This is a genomic window from Kribbella italica (assembly GCF_014205135.1).
GTDB classification, from domain to species: domain Bacteria; phylum Actinomycetota; class Actinomycetes; order Propionibacteriales; family Kribbellaceae; genus Kribbella; species Kribbella italica.
This window is the reverse complement of the sequence record NZ_JACHMY010000001.1, coordinates 926,390-942,879: the sequence shown is the minus strand read 5'-3', so window position 1 is coordinate 942,879 and position 16,490 is coordinate 926,390. Positions and strand designations below refer to the sequence as shown.

Here is a 16,490-nt window from a genome sequence, read left to right as displayed (position 1 = left end):
CGCCGCGCTCAGTCCCGGCGGGTGAAGGTGAGGGTCTCGCCGCGTGCGCCGCCCATCCAGAGGTCCTGGCACGCGGCGGCCATCTCGGGGAGGCCTTCGGTGATGGCGCCGAACACATTGCCGGGGATCCAGCCCTGGTCGCCGTTGATCAGCAAGTTGTTGCGCCCGTAGAACAACGCCAGGTCGACAATCGCGCCCGTCGTACCGGTGCCCGTGCTGTTCTCGTACCCGTACGCCGGGTTGCCGAGGTCGTCGGAGTCGAACGAGAACCAGCACAGGTCCCCGGGGATCGGCGTCACCGTCGTGTTCTCCTTGCCCGGGTCGGCCGGAGCGAACGCGGGCAGCAACGTGTAGATCTCGTTGCGCGCGTACTTCCCGTGGAACACCGGTGCCGACAACGGCAACGCGTCCCACACCGCCGCCGCCGTCCGCGGCGCTTCCTCGTCGAGCAGCCGTGCGACACAACTGACGCCACGCTTGTCCAGGGACACGGTGATGAACCGGCTCATCAGACCTCCTGCAGGGACGGGACACGGGTGTGCCATGCGGTCGCGGACTGGTACGCCTGCCCGACGCGGAGCACGAGGCCGTCGGCATGACGCTTGCCGACAATCTGCAATCCGATTGGCAGCCCCTCGCTGGTGAAGCCGCAGGGAACGCTCAGGGCGGGTTGCTGGGTGAGGTTGAACGGATAGGTGTACGGCGTCCAACTGGTCCAGTCGGGCGACGGCGACCCGTCCGGCACGTCCTGGCCGACGGCGAACGCGGGCAACGGGAGCGTCGGCGTCAGCAGTACGTCGTACCGGCGGTGGAACAGGCCCATCAGCCGGCCAAGCTCCATCCGCGTCGCCGTGGCGTCGAGGAAGTCCGAGGCGGTGAAGTGCGCGCCGGCTTCGGCGGTACGGCGTAGGCCGGGGTCGACCTGGTCGCCGACCGCTTCGCCGTACGCCTGGAGGAGCTTCGCGGCGCCCGAGAACCAGAGCACGTTGAACGCGTCGATCGGATCGTCGAAGCCCGGATCGACCTCGCTCACCTCCGCACCGGCCGCTTGCAACACCTCGACCGCGGCGCGGACAGCGGCGTCCACCTCCGGATGATTGTCAACAAAACCGAGATCAGGCGAGAAACCGATCCGCAGGCCGGCCACGCCGTCGTCGATGCCGTCGAGGAAGGAGCTCGTGGGCGTCGGCATCGCGGACCAGTCGCGCGAGTCGAACCCGGCAATCACGTCCAGCAGCGCCGCGTTGTCGCGCACCGTGCGTGTCATCGGCCCCGCGTGCGACAGCGTGCCGAACGCACTCGGCGGGAACAGCGGGATCAGCCCGTACGTCGGTTTGAGCGCGACCGTACCGGTGAACGCCGCCGGGATCCGGACCGATCCGCCGCCGTCGGTGCCGACCGACCACGCGCCCATACCGAGCCCGACCGCCGTCGCCGAGCCGCCGGACGATCCGCCCGAGGTCTTCGTCGGGTCCCACGGATTGCCGGTCGCGCCGTACTTGATCGAGTCGGTGACGCCCTTCCACGAGTACTCCGGCGTTGTCGTCTTGCCGAGGATCACCGCTCCGGTCTCCCGCAGGCGGGCAACCGCCGGGGCGTCTTCGTCCCACGGACCAGCCTCGTCGATCAGGTGGCTACCGCGCAGTGTCGGCCATCCTTTTGTCCACAACGCGTCCTTGATCGAGGTCGGTACGCCGTCGCCGGGGCCCAGTGGCTCCCCTGTGTGCCACCGGGCCTCCGACTCCTTCGCGGCGGCCATCGCGCCTTCGCGATCGACCAGGACGAAGGCGTTCACCCGCTCGTCGTACCGGTCGATCGCGTCCAGTGCCTCCTGCGTCGCCTCGACCGGAGAGATCGTCTTGCGCCGGTACCCCTCGACCAGTTCGACCGCTGTCACCGACCAGCACCTCCGGGTACGTAACCGAGTTTTTTGTCGACAATGTTGAGCAACTGCTCTCCCGCGACCCACCGCCGAACATTGCCGGCGAACTGCGCGGCCAGCGTGTCGCGCCAGCCGATCACGTCGCCCGCCATGTGCGCGGTGATCGTGGTGTTCGGTGCATCCCAGAGCGGGTGGTCCGCAGGCAGCGGCTCGGTGTCGAAGACGTCGAGGGTCGCGCCGCCGAGCGCACCCCGGGAGAGCGCGTCCAGGAGCGCACCCTCGTCCACGAGCGGACCGCGACCGATGTTCACCAGGTGGGCGTCGGGCTTCAGCTGAGCGAACACCTCGGCGCCGACGACGCCCCTGGTCCCGGCGGTCAGCGGGGCCGCGACGATCAGGTAGTCGCACCAGGCGGCCTCGGAAGCCAGATTGCTGGTATCAACGACCTCGCCGAAGTCGGGATCGCCGGTGAGCGCTCGCCGGCCGGCGCCACGGACCTCGAGCCCCGCGGCGGTCAGGAGACGGGCAGTGGCCCGGCCGATGCCGCCGGTGCCGACGACCAGGGCCTTCGCTCCGGCGATGCTCCGGGTCTCGCGGTGTCGCCACTCGCGCCGGCGCTGCAGGTCGAGGCTGCCCCGAGTGTCCTTGGCGGCAGCGATCACCGCGCCCAGGACGTACTCGGCGATCGGGCGGTCGAAGACCCCGCGCGCGTTCGTCACCACCACGTCGGAGTCGCGCAGCCCGTCGAACAGCAGCGTGTCGACCCCGGCGGCGGTGACGTGGATCCACTCGACCGACCCCGCGTCCGACCACACGTCACGCACCGCGGTCGAGAAGTAGTCCCAGAGCATCAAGGCCCGCGCTCCCCGCACCGCCTCGGCCAGACCGTCGGCCGCGCAGTAGCGGAACTCGACCGGCAGGCCCTCCAGGCCGGGTGGTCGATCCGAGGATTGTTCACACAGAACCGCGACGACTGGACTCTCGACAGGTGGCGGCACGCTGTCGAGGCTAGAAACCGCCCGTAGGATTGTCAACAATCCCTTGTTTCTGGACCGGCCCGGCCCCCACACTGAGTCCCATGATTGAGGCTCCTCCCCTGCTGCAGACAGGGATCGGCGTCGTCGCGCCGTACGACTTCGCGCTGGACCGCGAACTGTGGCGCTGGGTGCCCGACGACGTGAGCCTCTACCTGACCCGGCTGCCGTACGTCCCGCTCGCCGCGACCGTCGAGATGGCGATGCACATCTCCTCTCCCGCCCTGGTCGCCCGCAGCGCCGTCGACGTGCTGGCCGTGTCCCCGCTGGTCACCGCCTACGCCTGTACGTCGGGCAGCTTCATCGGCGGGCTCACCGGCGAGGCGCGGATGGTCGCGGCGATGGAGGACGCCGGAGCGCCGACCGCGGTCACCACCAGCGGAGCACTCCTGATCGCGCTCCGCCAGCTCGGTCTCACCCGGATCGCCGCCGTCACGCCGTACACCGAAGACCTCACCGACGGCCTCGTCGCCTACCTAGCCGAGGCCCAGGTCGAGGTCGTCGCGACCGCCGGCCTCGGCCTCACCTCCGAGATCTGGACCGTGCCGTACGAGACGACCTGCGCCCTCGTCCGCGACACCGACACCCGCGATGCCGAGGCCGTCTTCGTCAGCTGCACCAACCTGCCGACATACGACCTGATCGCGCCCCTGGAGGTCGAGCTCGGCAAACCCGTGCTGACCGCGAACCAGGTGACGATGTGGTCGGCGCTGACCATCGCCGGGCGCCCGGCGGTCGGGCCCGGCCAACGACTGCTCGCGGCCTGAGGGAGGACGACGATGCCGAGCGACATCCTGGTGCAAGCGGTCGAGGCCGCCGAGTACGCCGACCGGCTGGCGCGGGTCCGCGAGATCATGCGAGAGCGCTCCCTGGCGGGTCTCGTGGTGACCGACCCGGCCAACCTCTTCTACCTCACCGGGTACGACGCCTGGTCGTTCTACACCCCGCAGTGCCTGATCCTCGGAGCCGAAGGCGAGCCGCACCTGTTCGCGCGCGCGATGGACGCGGCCGGCGCCGCCTACACCTGCAACCTGCGCGCAGACCAGATCCACGGATACCCCGAAGAGCTGGTGCACCGGCCAGACGTCCATCCGTTCGACTGGATCGCGGAGAGAGCGCGATCTCTCCTGCCCGACGGGGAGACGATCGCGGTCGAGGCCGACTCGCACTACTTCTCCGCCCGCGGCTACCTTGCCCTCGGCAACGGTCTGCCTGGACGCCGGCTGGTCGACTCCACCGAGCTGGTCAACTGGGTCCGGCTGGTCAAGTCACCGCACGAGCTGGCCCAGCTGCGGATCGCGGGACAGATCGCCGCGACGGCGATGCGGATCGCGTGCGACCAGCTTCAGCCCGGCCGTCGGCAGTGCGATCTGGTCGCGGAGATCATGGCCGCGCAGGCGATCGGCACACCGGACCACGGCGGCGGCTACCCGGCGATCGTGCCGATGCTGCCGACCGGCGAAGCAGCCGGTACGCCGCACCTGACCTGGACCGATCGCGTCTTCCGGGCCGGCGAGGCGACCACGATCGAACTGGCCGGCGTCTTCGGCCGCTACCACGCCCCACTCGCCCGGACCGTGATGCTCGGCGACCCACCCCAACGCCTCACCGAGACAGCGAAAGTCGTTGCCGAGGGCCTGCAAGCCACGCTGGCGACCATCCGGCCAGGCGTCACCGGGAGCGCGGTCCACCACGCCTTCGACACGGTCATCCGCGGCCACGGCCTGCGCAAGGATTCCCGGATCGGGTACTCGATCGGCATCGGGTACCCACCCGACTGGGGCGAACGTACCGTCTCGCTACGCCCTGGCGAGACGACCGAACTCGCCGCCGGCATGGCCTTCCACGTGATTCTCGGCATGTGGATGGACGGCTGGGGCTACGAACTGTCCGAGCCGGTAGTTGTCACGAGCAACGGAGTCGAGCGCCTCACCGACCTGCCACCCGACCTCACCATCAGGAGGTAACACCTTGCCGACCACCCCAGCTGCCCACCGCCCCGTCCCCGAGAGCGCGCTCTCCGCCGCGGAGAGCGCGATCAGTTCTCCGACCGTGGCGCTGCCTCCGGGCCTGCCGTACGCCGGTCGCGCGGCCGGCCTGGTCGGGTCGGTGATCGACTCCAGCACGTCGTTGCTCCACAAGCAGCAGCACGACATCGTCCGGCTGGCGATGGGCAGCCCGGCAGCCGAGGCGGTACCGGCCGCGATCCTGGCCGGGATCGCGGAGACCCAGCTGGCCCGGCCGGACTCCTACGACTACGCCGCCACCGAAGGCGATCCGCCGCTGCACGCGGCGCTGCTCGACGTACTGCGGGGAACGAGCGACGAGACGACCGCGGACCGGTTGACCGTCACCGCCGGTGGCATGCAGGGGCTCGACCTGTTCTGCAAGCTGTTCGTCGACCCCGGCGATCTGGTGGTCGTCGAGTCTCCGACGTACACGAACGGCAGCGCAACCGCTCTCTCGTACGGCGCGCAGGTGCTCGAGGTCCCGGTCGACGACAACGGCATGGACGTGGACGCGCTGGAGGCCCTGGTCGCGGCTGCCGGCCGGCTCCCGAAGGCGATCTACACGATCCCCACGTTCCAGAACCCGTCCGGGGCCACGTTGTCGCTCGAGCGGCGGCACCGCCTGCTGGAGCTGGCCCGGCGGTGGGGAGCGATGGTCCTCGACGACGACCCGTACGGGTTGCTCCGCTTCGACGGGGACCCGTTGCCGACGTTGCGTGAGCTGGGTGGCGGCGATCCGCTGGTGTTCAGCGTGCGGACCTTCTCGAAGATCGTCGCTCCCGGGCTGCGGGTCGGCTGGGTGGACACCGCGCCGGAGCTGCAGCCGCTGCTGATCAGCGCGAAGCAGGCGATGGACACCTGCACGAACCTCCCGGCGCAGCGGCTGGTGACCGGCTTCCTCACCGGCGGGCACCTGACCGACCACCTGGTCACGCAGCGCGCGGAGTACCGGCGGCGCAAGGAAGCGATGCACGCGGCCCTGACCGAACACTTCGGCGGAATCGCCCACTGGACCGACCCTGACGGCGGATTCTTCCTCTGGGTGACGCTCGACAACGGCGTCGACGCGGCCGACCTGTTCGAGGTCGCGCTGGCCGAAGGCGTCGCCTACATTCCGGGGAGCGCTTTCTCACCGAGCGGCAGGTTCCGCGACGCGCTCCGGCTGTGCTTCGCGTCGACCCCGCCGGACCGCATCCACGAAGGAGTCGCCCGGCTGAGACGAGCCGTCGACCTCCAGACGAAGGGGTAGTACGTGGGCATCTCCAGCACCGAGCAGGTCGTGCTCGACCGGATCGACGAGCAGTGGCTGGTCGAGCTGACCCAGTCGTTGCTGCGGGCAACCGGCCAGAACCCGCCGGGCGACGAGGCGGCGACGGTCGCCGTACTGAGCGCGGCGGCGGCCGGGCTCGGGCTGGAGGTCGCCGAGACCCTCGTCGAACCCGGCCGGAACAACCTGAGCATCACGTTGCCCGGCGGTGACGCGCCAGGTCTCCTCCTGCTCGGCCACACCGACGTCGTACCGGTCGGCGACGGCTGGACCACCGACCCGTACGGCGGCGAACTGCTCGACGGCCGCATCTACGGCCGCGGCGCCTCCGACATGAAAGGCGGCCTCGCCGCTTCCCTCGCCGCCCTCGCTGCCCTCCGCGGCACCAACCTCACCGGCCCCGTCGAACTGGCCGCGCTGGTCGACGAGGAGGAGACCGGCAAGGGAATCCGCGCGTACGTCGGTTCGGTCGGCCGCGCCGGCGACCGGGCCCCGCGGTTCCGCGGCTGCATCACGACCGAACCGACCGACCTGCAGACAATCATCGGCGCCCGCGGCGACTCCTACCTCCGGGTCGAGATCCACGGCCGCGCCTGCCACGCGGGCAACCCCGCCGACGGCGCGAACGCGATCTACGGCGCGGCCGCCGTCGTCGCCGAGATCGAACGCCTGCATGCCGAACTGGCGCTGAAGCCCCACCCGTTGCTCGGCCCGGCGACCTGGAGCGTCGGGCAGATCCACGGCGGTACGGGCGGTTCGATCGTCCCCGCCGAGTGCGTGCTGGTCGCCGACCGCCGGCTCCTCCCCGGCGAGTCCCCCGAGGCCGTCCTCGACGATCTCCGCGCCCGCGTCGCCGGCCTCCACCTCGAAGACCGGGGCCTCACCGTCGACCTCGCGATGCCGATGGAGATGCCCGCCTTCGAGACCTCCGCCGACGCCGAACTGGTCCGCGCGACCGACACCGCTCTGGCCGCCGCCGGAGGGCCCGGCCTGCCGCTCGGCGGCTGGACCGCCGCCTGCGACGGCGGCTACATCGCCCGCGACCTCGCCGTACCGGTCGTTGTCCTCGGCCCCGGTTCCGTCACCACCCAGGCCCATCGCGCCGACGAGTCCGTCGCCGTCACCGAACTCCTGACGGCCGCCCGCGCCTACACGCTCGCGGCCCTACGACTGCTCGGCAGGTGAGCCCGGGAAGAAGTTCGCGCTCTGCACGTACTCCATCGCCCGCACGAACTCAGGGTCGTTCATGCGCGCCATCATCTGCTCCTCGGTGAGGTCGGCGACGCGGGTCTGGATCCAGTAGAGGTTGCCGAACGGGTCGCGAACGCGGCCGACCCGGTCGCCCCAGAAGAGTTCGGTCACCTCCGTCACCGAGGTGCCGCCGGCGGCAACGGCCTGGCGGTGGGTGGCGTCGGCGTCGGCGACGTACAGGCGCAGGAACGCCGGGGTGGCCGGCCACTCGGGGCGGGCGTCGAACATCATCACGATCGCGTTCCCGATCCGCATCTCCGCGTGCCCGACGACGCCGTGCTCGTCGACCACCTTGCCGAGGTCCTCGGCGTCGAACGCCTGGGTCAGGTAGTCCATCAGCGCGAGCGTGTTCCGGGAGATCATCCACGGGGTGATGCTGGTGTAGCCCGGCGGGATCGGGGCGACGGTCATGGCGGTGCCTTCCGGTTGCGGTTGCTTGCACCGGAAACGCTAGGAGCAGTAGCGGTCGATTGTTGACCGCTACTGCGTTCGACCCGGTGCTTCGAGTGCGGCGGCCAGGAGTTGCGCGAGGTGGAGAGGGCGGCGATCCGTGCCGTGGGCGATCTGGGTGCGGCAGCTGAAGCCGTCCGCGAGGACCTGTGTGGACGCATCCGCAGCCCGTACGGCGGGGAGGAGAACGCGCTCTCCGACGGCCTGGGACAGCTCGTAGTGGTCGGGCTCGAAGCCGAAGTTGCCGGCCAGACCACAGCAACCGGCGTCGGGGACGACCGCGTCGATGCCTGCGGCCCGCATCACCGCGCGGTCGGCGTCGAAGCCGAGGACGGCGTGCTGGTGACAATGCGGCTGGACCAGCGCCTCTCCCCCGACCTGCGGCGGCTGCCAGCCGGATTGCTGGAGGAACTCGGCGAACGTGTACGTCGACGCGGCGGCCGCCGCCGCGAGGTGGTTGTTCTCGAGCAGGTCCGGTGCGTCCTGGCGCAGCGCCGCGGTGCAGCTCGGTTCGAGGCCGACGATCGGCGTACCGGCGGCCAGGAACGGAGCCAAGACCGCGAGAGAGCGCTCTATGACGTTCTTGGCCGTTCCCAGCTGACCGGTGGAGATCCAGGTCAGACCGCAGCAGACCGGCTTCGCGGGGATGACGACCTCGTACCCGGCAGCTTCGAGGACCTCGACGGCGGCGCGGCCGATCTCCGGTGCGAGGTGGTCGGTCAGGGTGTCGGGCCACAGCACGACCTTGCCGCGGGACCCCTGGCGCACCTCGCGTCCACGGAACCATGCCGTGAAGGTCTGCTCGGCGAACGCCGGGATCGCGCGTTCCGGCGCGATCCCGCCCAGGCGTTTGGCCAGCGGCAGTCCGGCCAGACGGTTCACCAGGCGAGGAGCGTGCGAGGCGAACCGCGACCAGAGCGGGAGCCAGCCCATCGACCAGTGCGACAGCGGCCGGGCCCACGGGCGGCGGGCGTAGTGGTGGTGGGTGAACTCGGCCTTGTACGTCGCCATGTCGACGTTCACCGGGCAGTCGGACTGACACCCCTTGCAGGACAGGCAGAGGTCCAGCGCGTCGCGAACCTCGGTCGACTTCCAACCGTCGGTGACCAGGTCGCCCTCGAGCATCTCCCACAGCAGGTGCGCCCGCCCGCGCGTCGAATGCAGCTCCTCACGGGTCACCTGGTAGCTCGGGCACATTACGCCGCCCGAGCTCTGCCGGCACTTCCCGATCCCCACGCAGCGCCGCTGCGCCTGGGCGAAGTCGTGATTGTCGTTGCCGTAGGCAAAGACCGTCAGCAGCTTGCGATCCTTGGCCGGCCCGTCGTGGCGGATCGCCGCATCGACCGGCGGCGGGTCGACGATCATGCCCGGGTTCATCACCCCGGCCGGGTCCCAGATCCGCTTCAGCTCGCCGAGCAGCCGGACGCCGTCGGCGCCGTACATCCGTTCCAGCAGTTCCGACCGCGCCCGCCCGTCGCCGTGCTCGCCGGAGACCGATCCGCCCAGTGACACCACGAGATCGGTCGCCTGTTCGACGAACGTCCGGTACGTCGCCAGCCCGCTCCGGCTGAGCAGGTCGAAGTCGATCCGCATGTGCATGCAGCCCTCGCCGAAATGCCCGTACGACGCACCCGACAGCCCGTGGCGCGCGAGGAGCTCGTCGAGGCCGCGCAGGTACGCACCGAGCCGCTCGGGCGGAACGGCCGCGTCCTCCCAGCCACCCCACGCCTCAGCGCCGTCGGCCCGCCGCGTCGCCAAGCCGGCGGCGTCGGTACGGCACCGCCAGAGCACGCTCTGCGCTCGCGGATCGGTGACGAGCGTGGCCGTCGCGGGTGATCCGTCGCGGAGTTCTTCCAGCATCCTCTGCGCGGCCCGAGCCGCCGAGGTTTCGTCGACGCCGCCCATCTCGACGAGCAACCAGGCCCGCCCGGCCGGCAGACCGGCTTGGATCGCGGCGTCGCGCACCTCGCTCGGCAGGCGCTCGACCAGATCGCTGTTGATCGACTCCATCGTCAACGGACCGTGGCGCAGAACGACCGGGACACAGTCGGCCGAGGAGATCGAGTCGCCGAAACCCAACACACACAGGACTTTCGCGGGCGGTACGGGGGTCAGGGCAACGGTTGCCTGCAGGGTCGCGGCGAAGCCGCCCTCACTGCCGCAGAGCAGACGCGCGACGTCGTACCCGTTCTCCGGCAGCAGCCGATGCAGCGCGTACCCGGAGATCTGCCGAGTGAACTGACCGAAGCGGCGGCGGATGATGAGTTCGTTGCTGTCGACAAGGGCCTGCAGTTGGCGGTGGAGGTCGCCCTCGCGGCCGGGGCGGGCGGCGAGTTCTGCGCGTACGGCGGCTAGCGCGTCCCACGCGCCAGGAGGCGCACCGGCGGAACGTGGTCCGCTGGGAGCCAGTCCGCCGGCGCGGGCGTCAGGGCGGGCGCCGAACCCAGAGTCCGCGCCGCTCGGGCGGGCGCCGACGCCTGCTCCGCCGATCGCCGCAAAAGCGCCGGTGTCGAGCGTGAGAAAGGTGCCGTCAGCAAGGACCGTGTCGAGGGAACGAAGATTGTCCGCGGTCGTACCCCAGGCGACCGAGTGGGCACCGCAGGCGTTGTTCGCGATCATGCCGCCGAGCGTGGCCCGGCTGGCCGACGACGGATCTGCACCGAACGCCAGACCGTGCGGCCGAGCCGCTGCCAGCAGATCGGTGAGAACAACGCCAGGCTCCACCACCGCAGTACGCCGCTCGACGTCGAGCGACAGAATCCGATTCACATGCCGGGATGCATCGATCACCACGCCGCCGATCGCATTGCCGGCCATCGACGTACCGCCACCGCGCAGCGTCACCGGCGCACCGGCGGCCGCCACCAAGGCAACCGCCGCGGCCAGATCAGCCTGGTCCGCGGGGACCACGACGAGGTCCGGAACGGCCCGGTAGTTCGAGCCGTCCGCCGCGTAGAGCGCACGACTACGGGCATCGTCACCGACGGACCCCCGCAACTGCGCCCGCAACTCGCGAACAAGCCGACCAACGTCGTACGACGACCGCCCACCACCGACCCCCACACCAGCCACGCCAGCACCCACTCCCTCCCGACGATCGTTCCCGCCAGAGCCCCGCGAGTTCACCACCCCACCACCTGCCAACCCAGCCCGCCGCCGCCCAAGTCAGCACCCACCGCCCCGCGACCCCCATCCCCACCAGGCACCTGCGAAGCCACGACACCATCACCCACCAACCCGGCTCGGCTGCCGGCCCGTGTCACCAACCCGGCTCGGCCGCTAGCCCCCGTCACCATCCCAGCTCGGCCGCTGACCCCTGCCGCCATCCCAGCCCGACTGCCGGCCCCTGCCGCCATCCCAGCCCGACCGCTGACCCCCGCCGCCATCCCAGCCCGACCGCCGGCCCCCGCCGCCATCCCAGCCCGACCGCCGGCCCCCGCCGCCATCCCAGCCCGACCGCCGGCCCCCGCCGCCATCCCAGCCCGACCGCTGACCCCCATCGCCACCCCAGCCCGACCGCTGACCCCCGCCGCCGCCCAGGCCAGCGGCCCCCGGACGACCTTCCCGCCAGAAGCCTGCGAGTTCACCGCCTCGCCACCTGCTAACACGGCCCGCCGCACGGTCACGAGCCCGCGCGCGTCCAGCGCCTCGTGCAGCGCGGTGATGTCACCGAACCCGACGAACACCTTCTTCACCGCGGCCAACGCGTCGAGATCCAGCAACGGCAGCATCCGCTGTACGCCGTACCCGCCCGCATCCGAGGGGGCGCCACTGCCTTCCCTCTCCCCCCGGTCAACCATCTGAACCCCGCCCTGGGAGTCGTCGGGATCAGACGGTCCGAGCTGGGGAGTGCCAGGCGCGAGTGGGGTTAACATTGTCGACAATCTACCTACTCCGGTGACAGGGAGCCAGCATGGTGACTGTAGGCCTGCTCTATCCAGGGCACAGCGCGGAGGACGACTACCCCGCGCTAGAGGCGCGACTCGACGGCTCGGTCCGGCTGCCGGTGGTGATCACCTCGGTCGGCGAGGACGCGCACCGGGTCGACGCGCTGCTGGATCTCGGGCGGGCCGAACGCCTGGCCGACGGAGCGAGCGAGCTGGCGGCCGCCGCCCCGGACGCGGTCATGTGGGCCTGCACGTCGGGCAGTTTCGTGTTCGGCCCCGAGGGCGCGCGGAACCAGGCCTCCGGCGTGGCCCAGGCGCTCGGCGTACCGGCGTCGTCGACGTCGATCGCGTTCGTCGACGCACTGAAGCACCTCGGGCTGACCAAGGTCGCGGTCGCCGCGTCGTACCCGGAGGACGTCGCCAAGCACTTCGTCCGGTTCCTCACCGCGGGCGGGGCCGAGGTCGTGTCGATGGGCAGCCACGGGATCATCACCGCCGCCGAGGTCGGCACGCTCGCGCCGGACCAGGTGGTCGCGATGGTCAAGGCGGCCGACCACCCTGACGCGGAGGCCGTGCTGGTGCCGGACACCGCGATGCACACCTTGCAGATTATCGACCAGCTGGAGGCAGCCGTCGGCAAGCCGGTCCTGACCGCCAACCAGGTGACGGTCTGGAAGGGTTTGCACCTGCTCGGCCCGGTACCGTCGTTCCCAGGATTGGGAACTCTCTTTGGAGCACAGAAGTGACGAACTACATCGAACCGCTGGCCCAGGAGTCGACGCCGAGCATCATTGCCGACAAACTCCGCAAGGCCATCGGTCACGGGGAGCTCAAGCCGGGCACTCAGCTCGGTGAGGCCGACCTCGCGCGCAAGCTCGGGGTCAGCCGGGGCCCGCTGCGTGAGGGCATGCAGCGGCTGACCCAGGAGGGGCTGCTGGTCGCGATCCGCAACCGCGGCCTGTTCGTGGTGGACATGACCCCGGACGACGTCCGCGACATGTACCTCGCGCGGGAAGCGGTCGAGCGCGCGGCGGCCCGGAAGATCCTCCAGGGCGGATACGCGGCGGCCGGCCAGACGTTGATCGACATCGTCACCGAGATGGCCGCGGCCTGGACCCCGGCCGCGGTGGGCGAGCTGGACATCGAGTTCCACGAAACCCTCGTCCGGCTCGCCGCGAGCCCACGGCTGGCCCGGATGCACCAGACGTTCATCACCGAGACCCGGATGTGCATCCACGCCCTCGAGGAGACGTACTCGGCCTCGGAGGTCCGTATCGAAGAGCACCTCGCGCTCGCCACGGCCATCCAGCAAGGCGACGCGTCACTGACCGACCAACTCCTGGTCGCCCACATGGACGACGCCATCACCCGCCTCACCAACCGCTGACCCCGAAGCCCCTCGGGCCTCCATTCCCTCGGGCCAGCCCTGCGTCCCCTCGGGCCAGCCCCGTAGCGTCCGAAGATTCCGTATCCGTCCGAGAATCCGTGCCCTATAACGCTCGGTCCTTCGGACGGATGCGCATTCTTCGGACACAACAGCTCGGGGCAGGGTGCACGGGGAACCGGCGCTCAGCGGCGATCGGCGGAAAGCGCGGCTCGGCTGGGAGCCGGGGTCGGCAGGGCGGGAGGCCCGGCGGGAAGCGCGGAAGCGGAGAGCGACCGAGTGCGGAGCTCAGCTGGGAAGCCGCGGCTGGGCCGGCTGCGGCCAGCAGGCCCGGCGGAGGGCAGTGGCGGGGCAGCGCTCAGCGAAGGTTGGCGCGATGAGCGGCGATTCTGACGGCGGCGCGGAACGGGAGCGGCGCGGAACGGGAGCGGCGCGGAGCCGAGCCAGCGCGGAGTGGGTCGGGAGCGGGTTTAGTGGGAGCCCAAGGGGCAGCGCGAATCGACCTCGGGTTCAGCGGGAGCCGGACCCAGGGTCATCGCCGAGTCTGGCGACGGCGCGTACCCGACAGCACGAAGACCGTCGGGCTGGCGCCGGAGTACTTCAGGAGGCGTTCGCGGACGATCTTCACCTCGGGTGTCCGCGCGACCGAGTCCTTCAGTAGCCGTTTGTCCTCGGTCAGCAGGACGGCGCGACCGTCCGGCCGCAGTACCCGGGCGATCTCTTTCAGCACCGCCGGGTAGAGCTTCGCGTTGTCGCCATGGCTCCCGACCAGCTTGCCGAACGGCAGGTTCGTGATCACCCGGTCAATGCTCCCCGAGGCGAGCGACGACTTCTCCGCCTGGCCGACCGACAGCTCCGCCGTGATCCCCGCGCGGGCCACGTTCTCGCGGGCGAGCTCGATCGCCTTCTCGTCACGGTCCGAGCCGACCAGTCGCCCGTACGCGAACGGGTGCGCCGCGAGCAGGATCGTCCCGGTCCCGCAGAACGGGTCGAAGATGTGGTGCTCGGTCCCGACCTTCGCCAGCCGGACCATCACCTCCGCGACCACCGGCTTGGTCGACCAGGGCAGGCGCTCCAGCTGCGGGTAGTTCCGCGACCAGTGCAGCGGCCCGATCTCGCCGAGCCAGCGGCCGCCGTCGGAGGGGTCCGCGACGAAGTTCACCGCCCAGTCCGACGTGTTCTCCGACCACCCGAGTTTGTCGACCAGCACGTCCCACAGCGCGCGGGCGTCCGGCGTACCGGGTGCGATCCGGAACCGGACCGGCTCGTCCAGCGCGGACAGTACGCCGGTGTCGGCCGACCGCAGTACGGCGGCTTCGTCGGCCAGCGGTACGGCGGCCGTCAGGTAGAGCCGCGTGCCGTGCAACGGCCGCAGCGAGCCGTCGATCCGGCAGGTGACAGCCCCGTCGGTGCGGTCGGTGATGTCGGGTCCGGTGAGCAGGTCCTCGGCACCGCCGACCGTGGTGAGCACGATCTGGTCCTGAACGGGCCGATCCAACAGCAAGGTGAACTCCTGAGGTGAGCGCCGGACTCGGCAACCACCGACCGTACCAGTCCTACTTCAGGGCGATCCCGATGTACTTCGTCTCCAGGAACTCGTCGATGCCGTTCGGCCCTCCCTCGCGGCCGAGGCCCGACTGCTTGATGCCGCCGAACGGCGCGGCCGGGTTGGACACGACGCCCTGGTTCAGCCCGACCATCCCGGTCTCCAGCGCCTCGGCGACCCGCAGGGCCCGGCGCAGGTCGTTCGTGTAGACGTAAGAGACCAGCCCGTACTCCGTGTCGTTCGCCGCGGCGACCACCTCGTCCTCGCTCTCGAACGGCGTCAGCGGCGCCACCGGACCGAAGATCTCCTGATCGGCCATCCGGGCGTCCCGCGGTACGCCGGTGAGCACGGTCGGCGGGTAGAAATACCCGTTGCCCTCAGCAACCGATCCTCCGGTCAGCACGGACGCGCCCCGATCGACCGCGTCGGCGACCAGCGACTCGACCTTGGCCAGCGCCGCCGCGTCGATCAGCGGGCCGACCTGGACACCGTCACCGGTCCCCCGGCCGACCGTCAGGGCACCCATCCGATCGGCCAGCCGGCGACCGAACTCGTCGATCACCGAGGCGTGCACGTAGATCCGGTTGGCCGCCGTACAGGCCTCGCCCATGTTGCGCATCTTGGCCGCGATCGCGCCGTCGACCGCCTCGTCCAGGTCGGCGTCCTCGAACACCACGAACGGCGCGTTGCCGCCGAGCTCGAGGGATGTCCGCAGCACCTTCTCGGCGCACTGCTCCAGCAGCGCCCGGCCGACCTTGGTCGACCCGGTGAACGACAGCTTGCGCGCGTCGCCGGAGCGGATCAGCGGCTCCATCACGCCGCCCGCGTCCATCGCGGTGACGCAGTTGACCACGCCGGCCGGTACGCCGGCCTCGGCGAGGATGTCCATCAGCGCGAGCATCGACAGCGGCGTCTGGTGCGCCGGCTTGATGACGCTGGTGCACCCGGCCGCGATCGCCGGTCCGAGCTTGCGGGTGCCCATCGCCATCGGGAAGTTCCAGGGCGTGATCAGCAGGCACGGCCCGACCGGCTGCCGGGCGACCAGGAACCGCGCTCCCCCGGCCGGTGCGGTCTGGTAGCCGCCGTCGATCCGGACGGCCTCGCCCGCGAAGTGCCGGAAGAACTCGGCGGCGTATGTGATCTCGCCGCGCGCCTCGGCCAGCGGCTTGCCCATCTCCAGCGTCATCAGCAGCGCGAGGTCGTCGATCCGATCGTGCAGCAGCTCGAACGCGGCGGTGAGCAGGTCGGCCCGCTCGCGCGGCGAGGTCGCGGCGAACGACTTCTGCGCGGCGACCGCGGCGTCCAGCGCGGCCCGGCCGTCGGCCGGAGTCGCGTCGGCGACCGCGCACAGCTTCTCGCCGGTCGACGGATCGAGTACGTCGAACGTCGCGCCGCCGGCCGCGTCGCGCCACTGCCCGCCGACGTACAGGCGTTTGTGGACGGCGTCGACGACCCGCGCCTCGTCCGAGCCCGAACCCGTGGCCTCGCCCGAACCCCTGCCCGAGCCCTTGCCCGGCCCCCCGCCCGAACCGTCGCCCGAACCCTCGCTGGACCCCCTGCCCGAGCCCTCGCTCGACCCCCTGCCCGAGCCCTCGCTCGACCCCCTGCCCGAGCCCTCGCTCGACCCCCTGCCCGAGCCCTCGCTCGAACCCTTGCCCGAGCCCTCGCCCGAACCCGCCTGCTCGTCCTGCCGAATCATGTCCAGCTCGGTCATCGGACCCCCTTCACCGCCAGAGACGTCTGAGATACGCTGATTGTCGACAATCTACCAGTCTTCCAA

The 16,490-nt window shown here is 70.8% G+C and carries 14 protein-coding genes; 6 read left to right on the top strand and 8 right to left on the bottom strand.

From position 1 onward, the window contains the following. Positions 1-8 precede the first annotated feature (8 nt). The 3 genes from HDA39_RS04470 to HDA39_RS04460 are packed head-to-tail and all read right to left on the bottom strand — an operon-like array spanning position 9 to position 2,880. Complete coding sequence (locus HDA39_RS04470) at positions 9-509, bottom strand: DUF3830 family protein (RefSeq protein WP_184793971.1); 501 nt, start codon at positions 507-509, stop codon at positions 9-11. Beyond that, positions 509-1,897 carry an amidase gene (locus HDA39_RS04465; RefSeq protein ID WP_184793970.1) on the bottom strand — a complete coding sequence of 463 codons (1,389 nt, stop codon included), beginning with the start codon at positions 1,895-1,897 and terminating at the stop codon, positions 509-511. The genes HDA39_RS04470 and HDA39_RS04465 overlap by 1 nt, the downstream gene beginning before the upstream one ends. Further along, on the bottom strand, positions 1,894-2,880 hold the full coding sequence (locus tag HDA39_RS04460) for a D-2-hydroxyacid dehydrogenase (protein WP_337925622.1): 987 nt from the start codon (positions 2,878-2,880) through the stop codon (positions 1,894-1,896). Before HDA39_RS04460 ends, HDA39_RS04465 begins: the two co-directional genes overlap by 4 nt. A gap of 80 nt (positions 2,881-2,960) precedes the next feature. Between HDA39_RS04460 and HDA39_RS04455 the strand changes: the two genes are divergently transcribed. From HDA39_RS04455 to HDA39_RS04440, 4 genes are read left to right on the top strand one after another with little or no spacing between them, the layout of a single operon-like run. Continuing rightward, the gene (locus tag HDA39_RS04455) at positions 2,961-3,683 is read left to right on the top strand and encodes a maleate cis-trans isomerase family protein (RefSeq protein ID WP_184793968.1); all 723 of its coding nucleotides are present in this window, start codon (positions 2,961-2,963) and stop codon (positions 3,681-3,683) included. 12 nt (positions 3,684-3,695) lie between these two features. Continuing rightward, positions 3,696-4,883 carry a M24 family metallopeptidase gene (locus HDA39_RS04450; protein WP_184793967.1) on the top strand — a complete coding sequence of 396 codons (1,188 nt, stop codon included), beginning with the start codon at positions 3,696-3,698 and terminating at the stop codon, positions 4,881-4,883. A 4-nt stretch (positions 4,884-4,887) separates the two neighbouring features. Further along, entirely contained in the window at positions 4,888-6,174 is a 1,287-nt protein-coding gene (locus tag HDA39_RS04445; protein ID WP_184793966.1) for an aminotransferase-like domain-containing protein, read from the top strand. Positions 6,175-6,177: 3 nt separating this feature from the next. Continuing rightward, positions 6,178-7,377, top strand: a complete 1,200-nt coding sequence (locus HDA39_RS04440) for a M20/M25/M40 family metallo-hydrolase (protein WP_184793965.1) — start codon at positions 6,178-6,180, stop codon at positions 7,375-7,377. Here the strand turns inward: HDA39_RS04440 and HDA39_RS04435 are convergent. From HDA39_RS04435 to HDA39_RS43030, 3 genes are all read right to left on the bottom strand, one after another. Beyond that, positions 7,357-7,854 carry a VOC family protein gene (locus tag HDA39_RS04435; RefSeq protein WP_184793964.1) on the bottom strand — a complete coding sequence of 166 codons (498 nt, stop codon included), beginning with the start codon at positions 7,852-7,854 and terminating at the stop codon, positions 7,357-7,359. The two genes, HDA39_RS04440 and HDA39_RS04435, sit on opposite strands and share 21 nt — an antisense overlap. Positions 7,855-7,923: 69 nt before the next feature. Beyond that, positions 7,924-10,965: an FAD-binding and (Fe-S)-binding domain-containing protein gene (locus HDA39_RS04430; protein WP_337925621.1), complete on the bottom strand. Its 3,042-nt coding sequence runs from the start codon at positions 10,963-10,965 to the stop codon at positions 7,924-7,926. Between the two features lie 50 nt (positions 10,966-11,015). Beyond that, positions 11,016-11,624 carry an LD-carboxypeptidase gene (locus tag HDA39_RS43030; protein ID WP_420488793.1) on the bottom strand — a complete coding sequence of 203 codons (609 nt, stop codon included), beginning with the start codon at positions 11,622-11,624 and terminating at the stop codon, positions 11,016-11,018. A 182-nt stretch (positions 11,625-11,806) separates the two neighbouring features. On the opposite strand from HDA39_RS43030, the gene HDA39_RS04420 reads away from it, so the two are divergent. Continuing rightward, positions 11,807-12,526, top strand: a complete 720-nt coding sequence (locus tag HDA39_RS04420) for a maleate cis-trans isomerase family protein (protein WP_184793962.1) — start codon at positions 11,807-11,809, stop codon at positions 12,524-12,526. Then, on the top strand, positions 12,523-13,167 hold the full coding sequence (locus tag HDA39_RS04415; RefSeq protein WP_184793961.1) for an FCD domain-containing protein: 645 nt from the start codon (positions 12,523-12,525) through the stop codon (positions 13,165-13,167). Before HDA39_RS04420 ends, HDA39_RS04415 begins: the two co-directional genes overlap by 4 nt. A gap of 529 nt (positions 13,168-13,696) precedes the next feature. Here HDA39_RS04415 and HDA39_RS04410 read toward each other — a convergent pair. Then, positions 13,697-14,668: a TRM11 family SAM-dependent methyltransferase gene (locus HDA39_RS04410; RefSeq protein ID WP_184793960.1), complete on the bottom strand. Its 972-nt coding sequence runs from the start codon at positions 14,666-14,668 to the stop codon at positions 13,697-13,699. A gap of 52 nt (positions 14,669-14,720) precedes the next feature. Then, entirely contained in the window at positions 14,721-16,424 is a 1,704-nt protein-coding gene (locus tag HDA39_RS04405) for an NAD-dependent succinate-semialdehyde dehydrogenase (RefSeq protein WP_238355973.1), read from the bottom strand. Between the last annotated feature and the right edge of the window lie 66 nt (positions 16,425-16,490).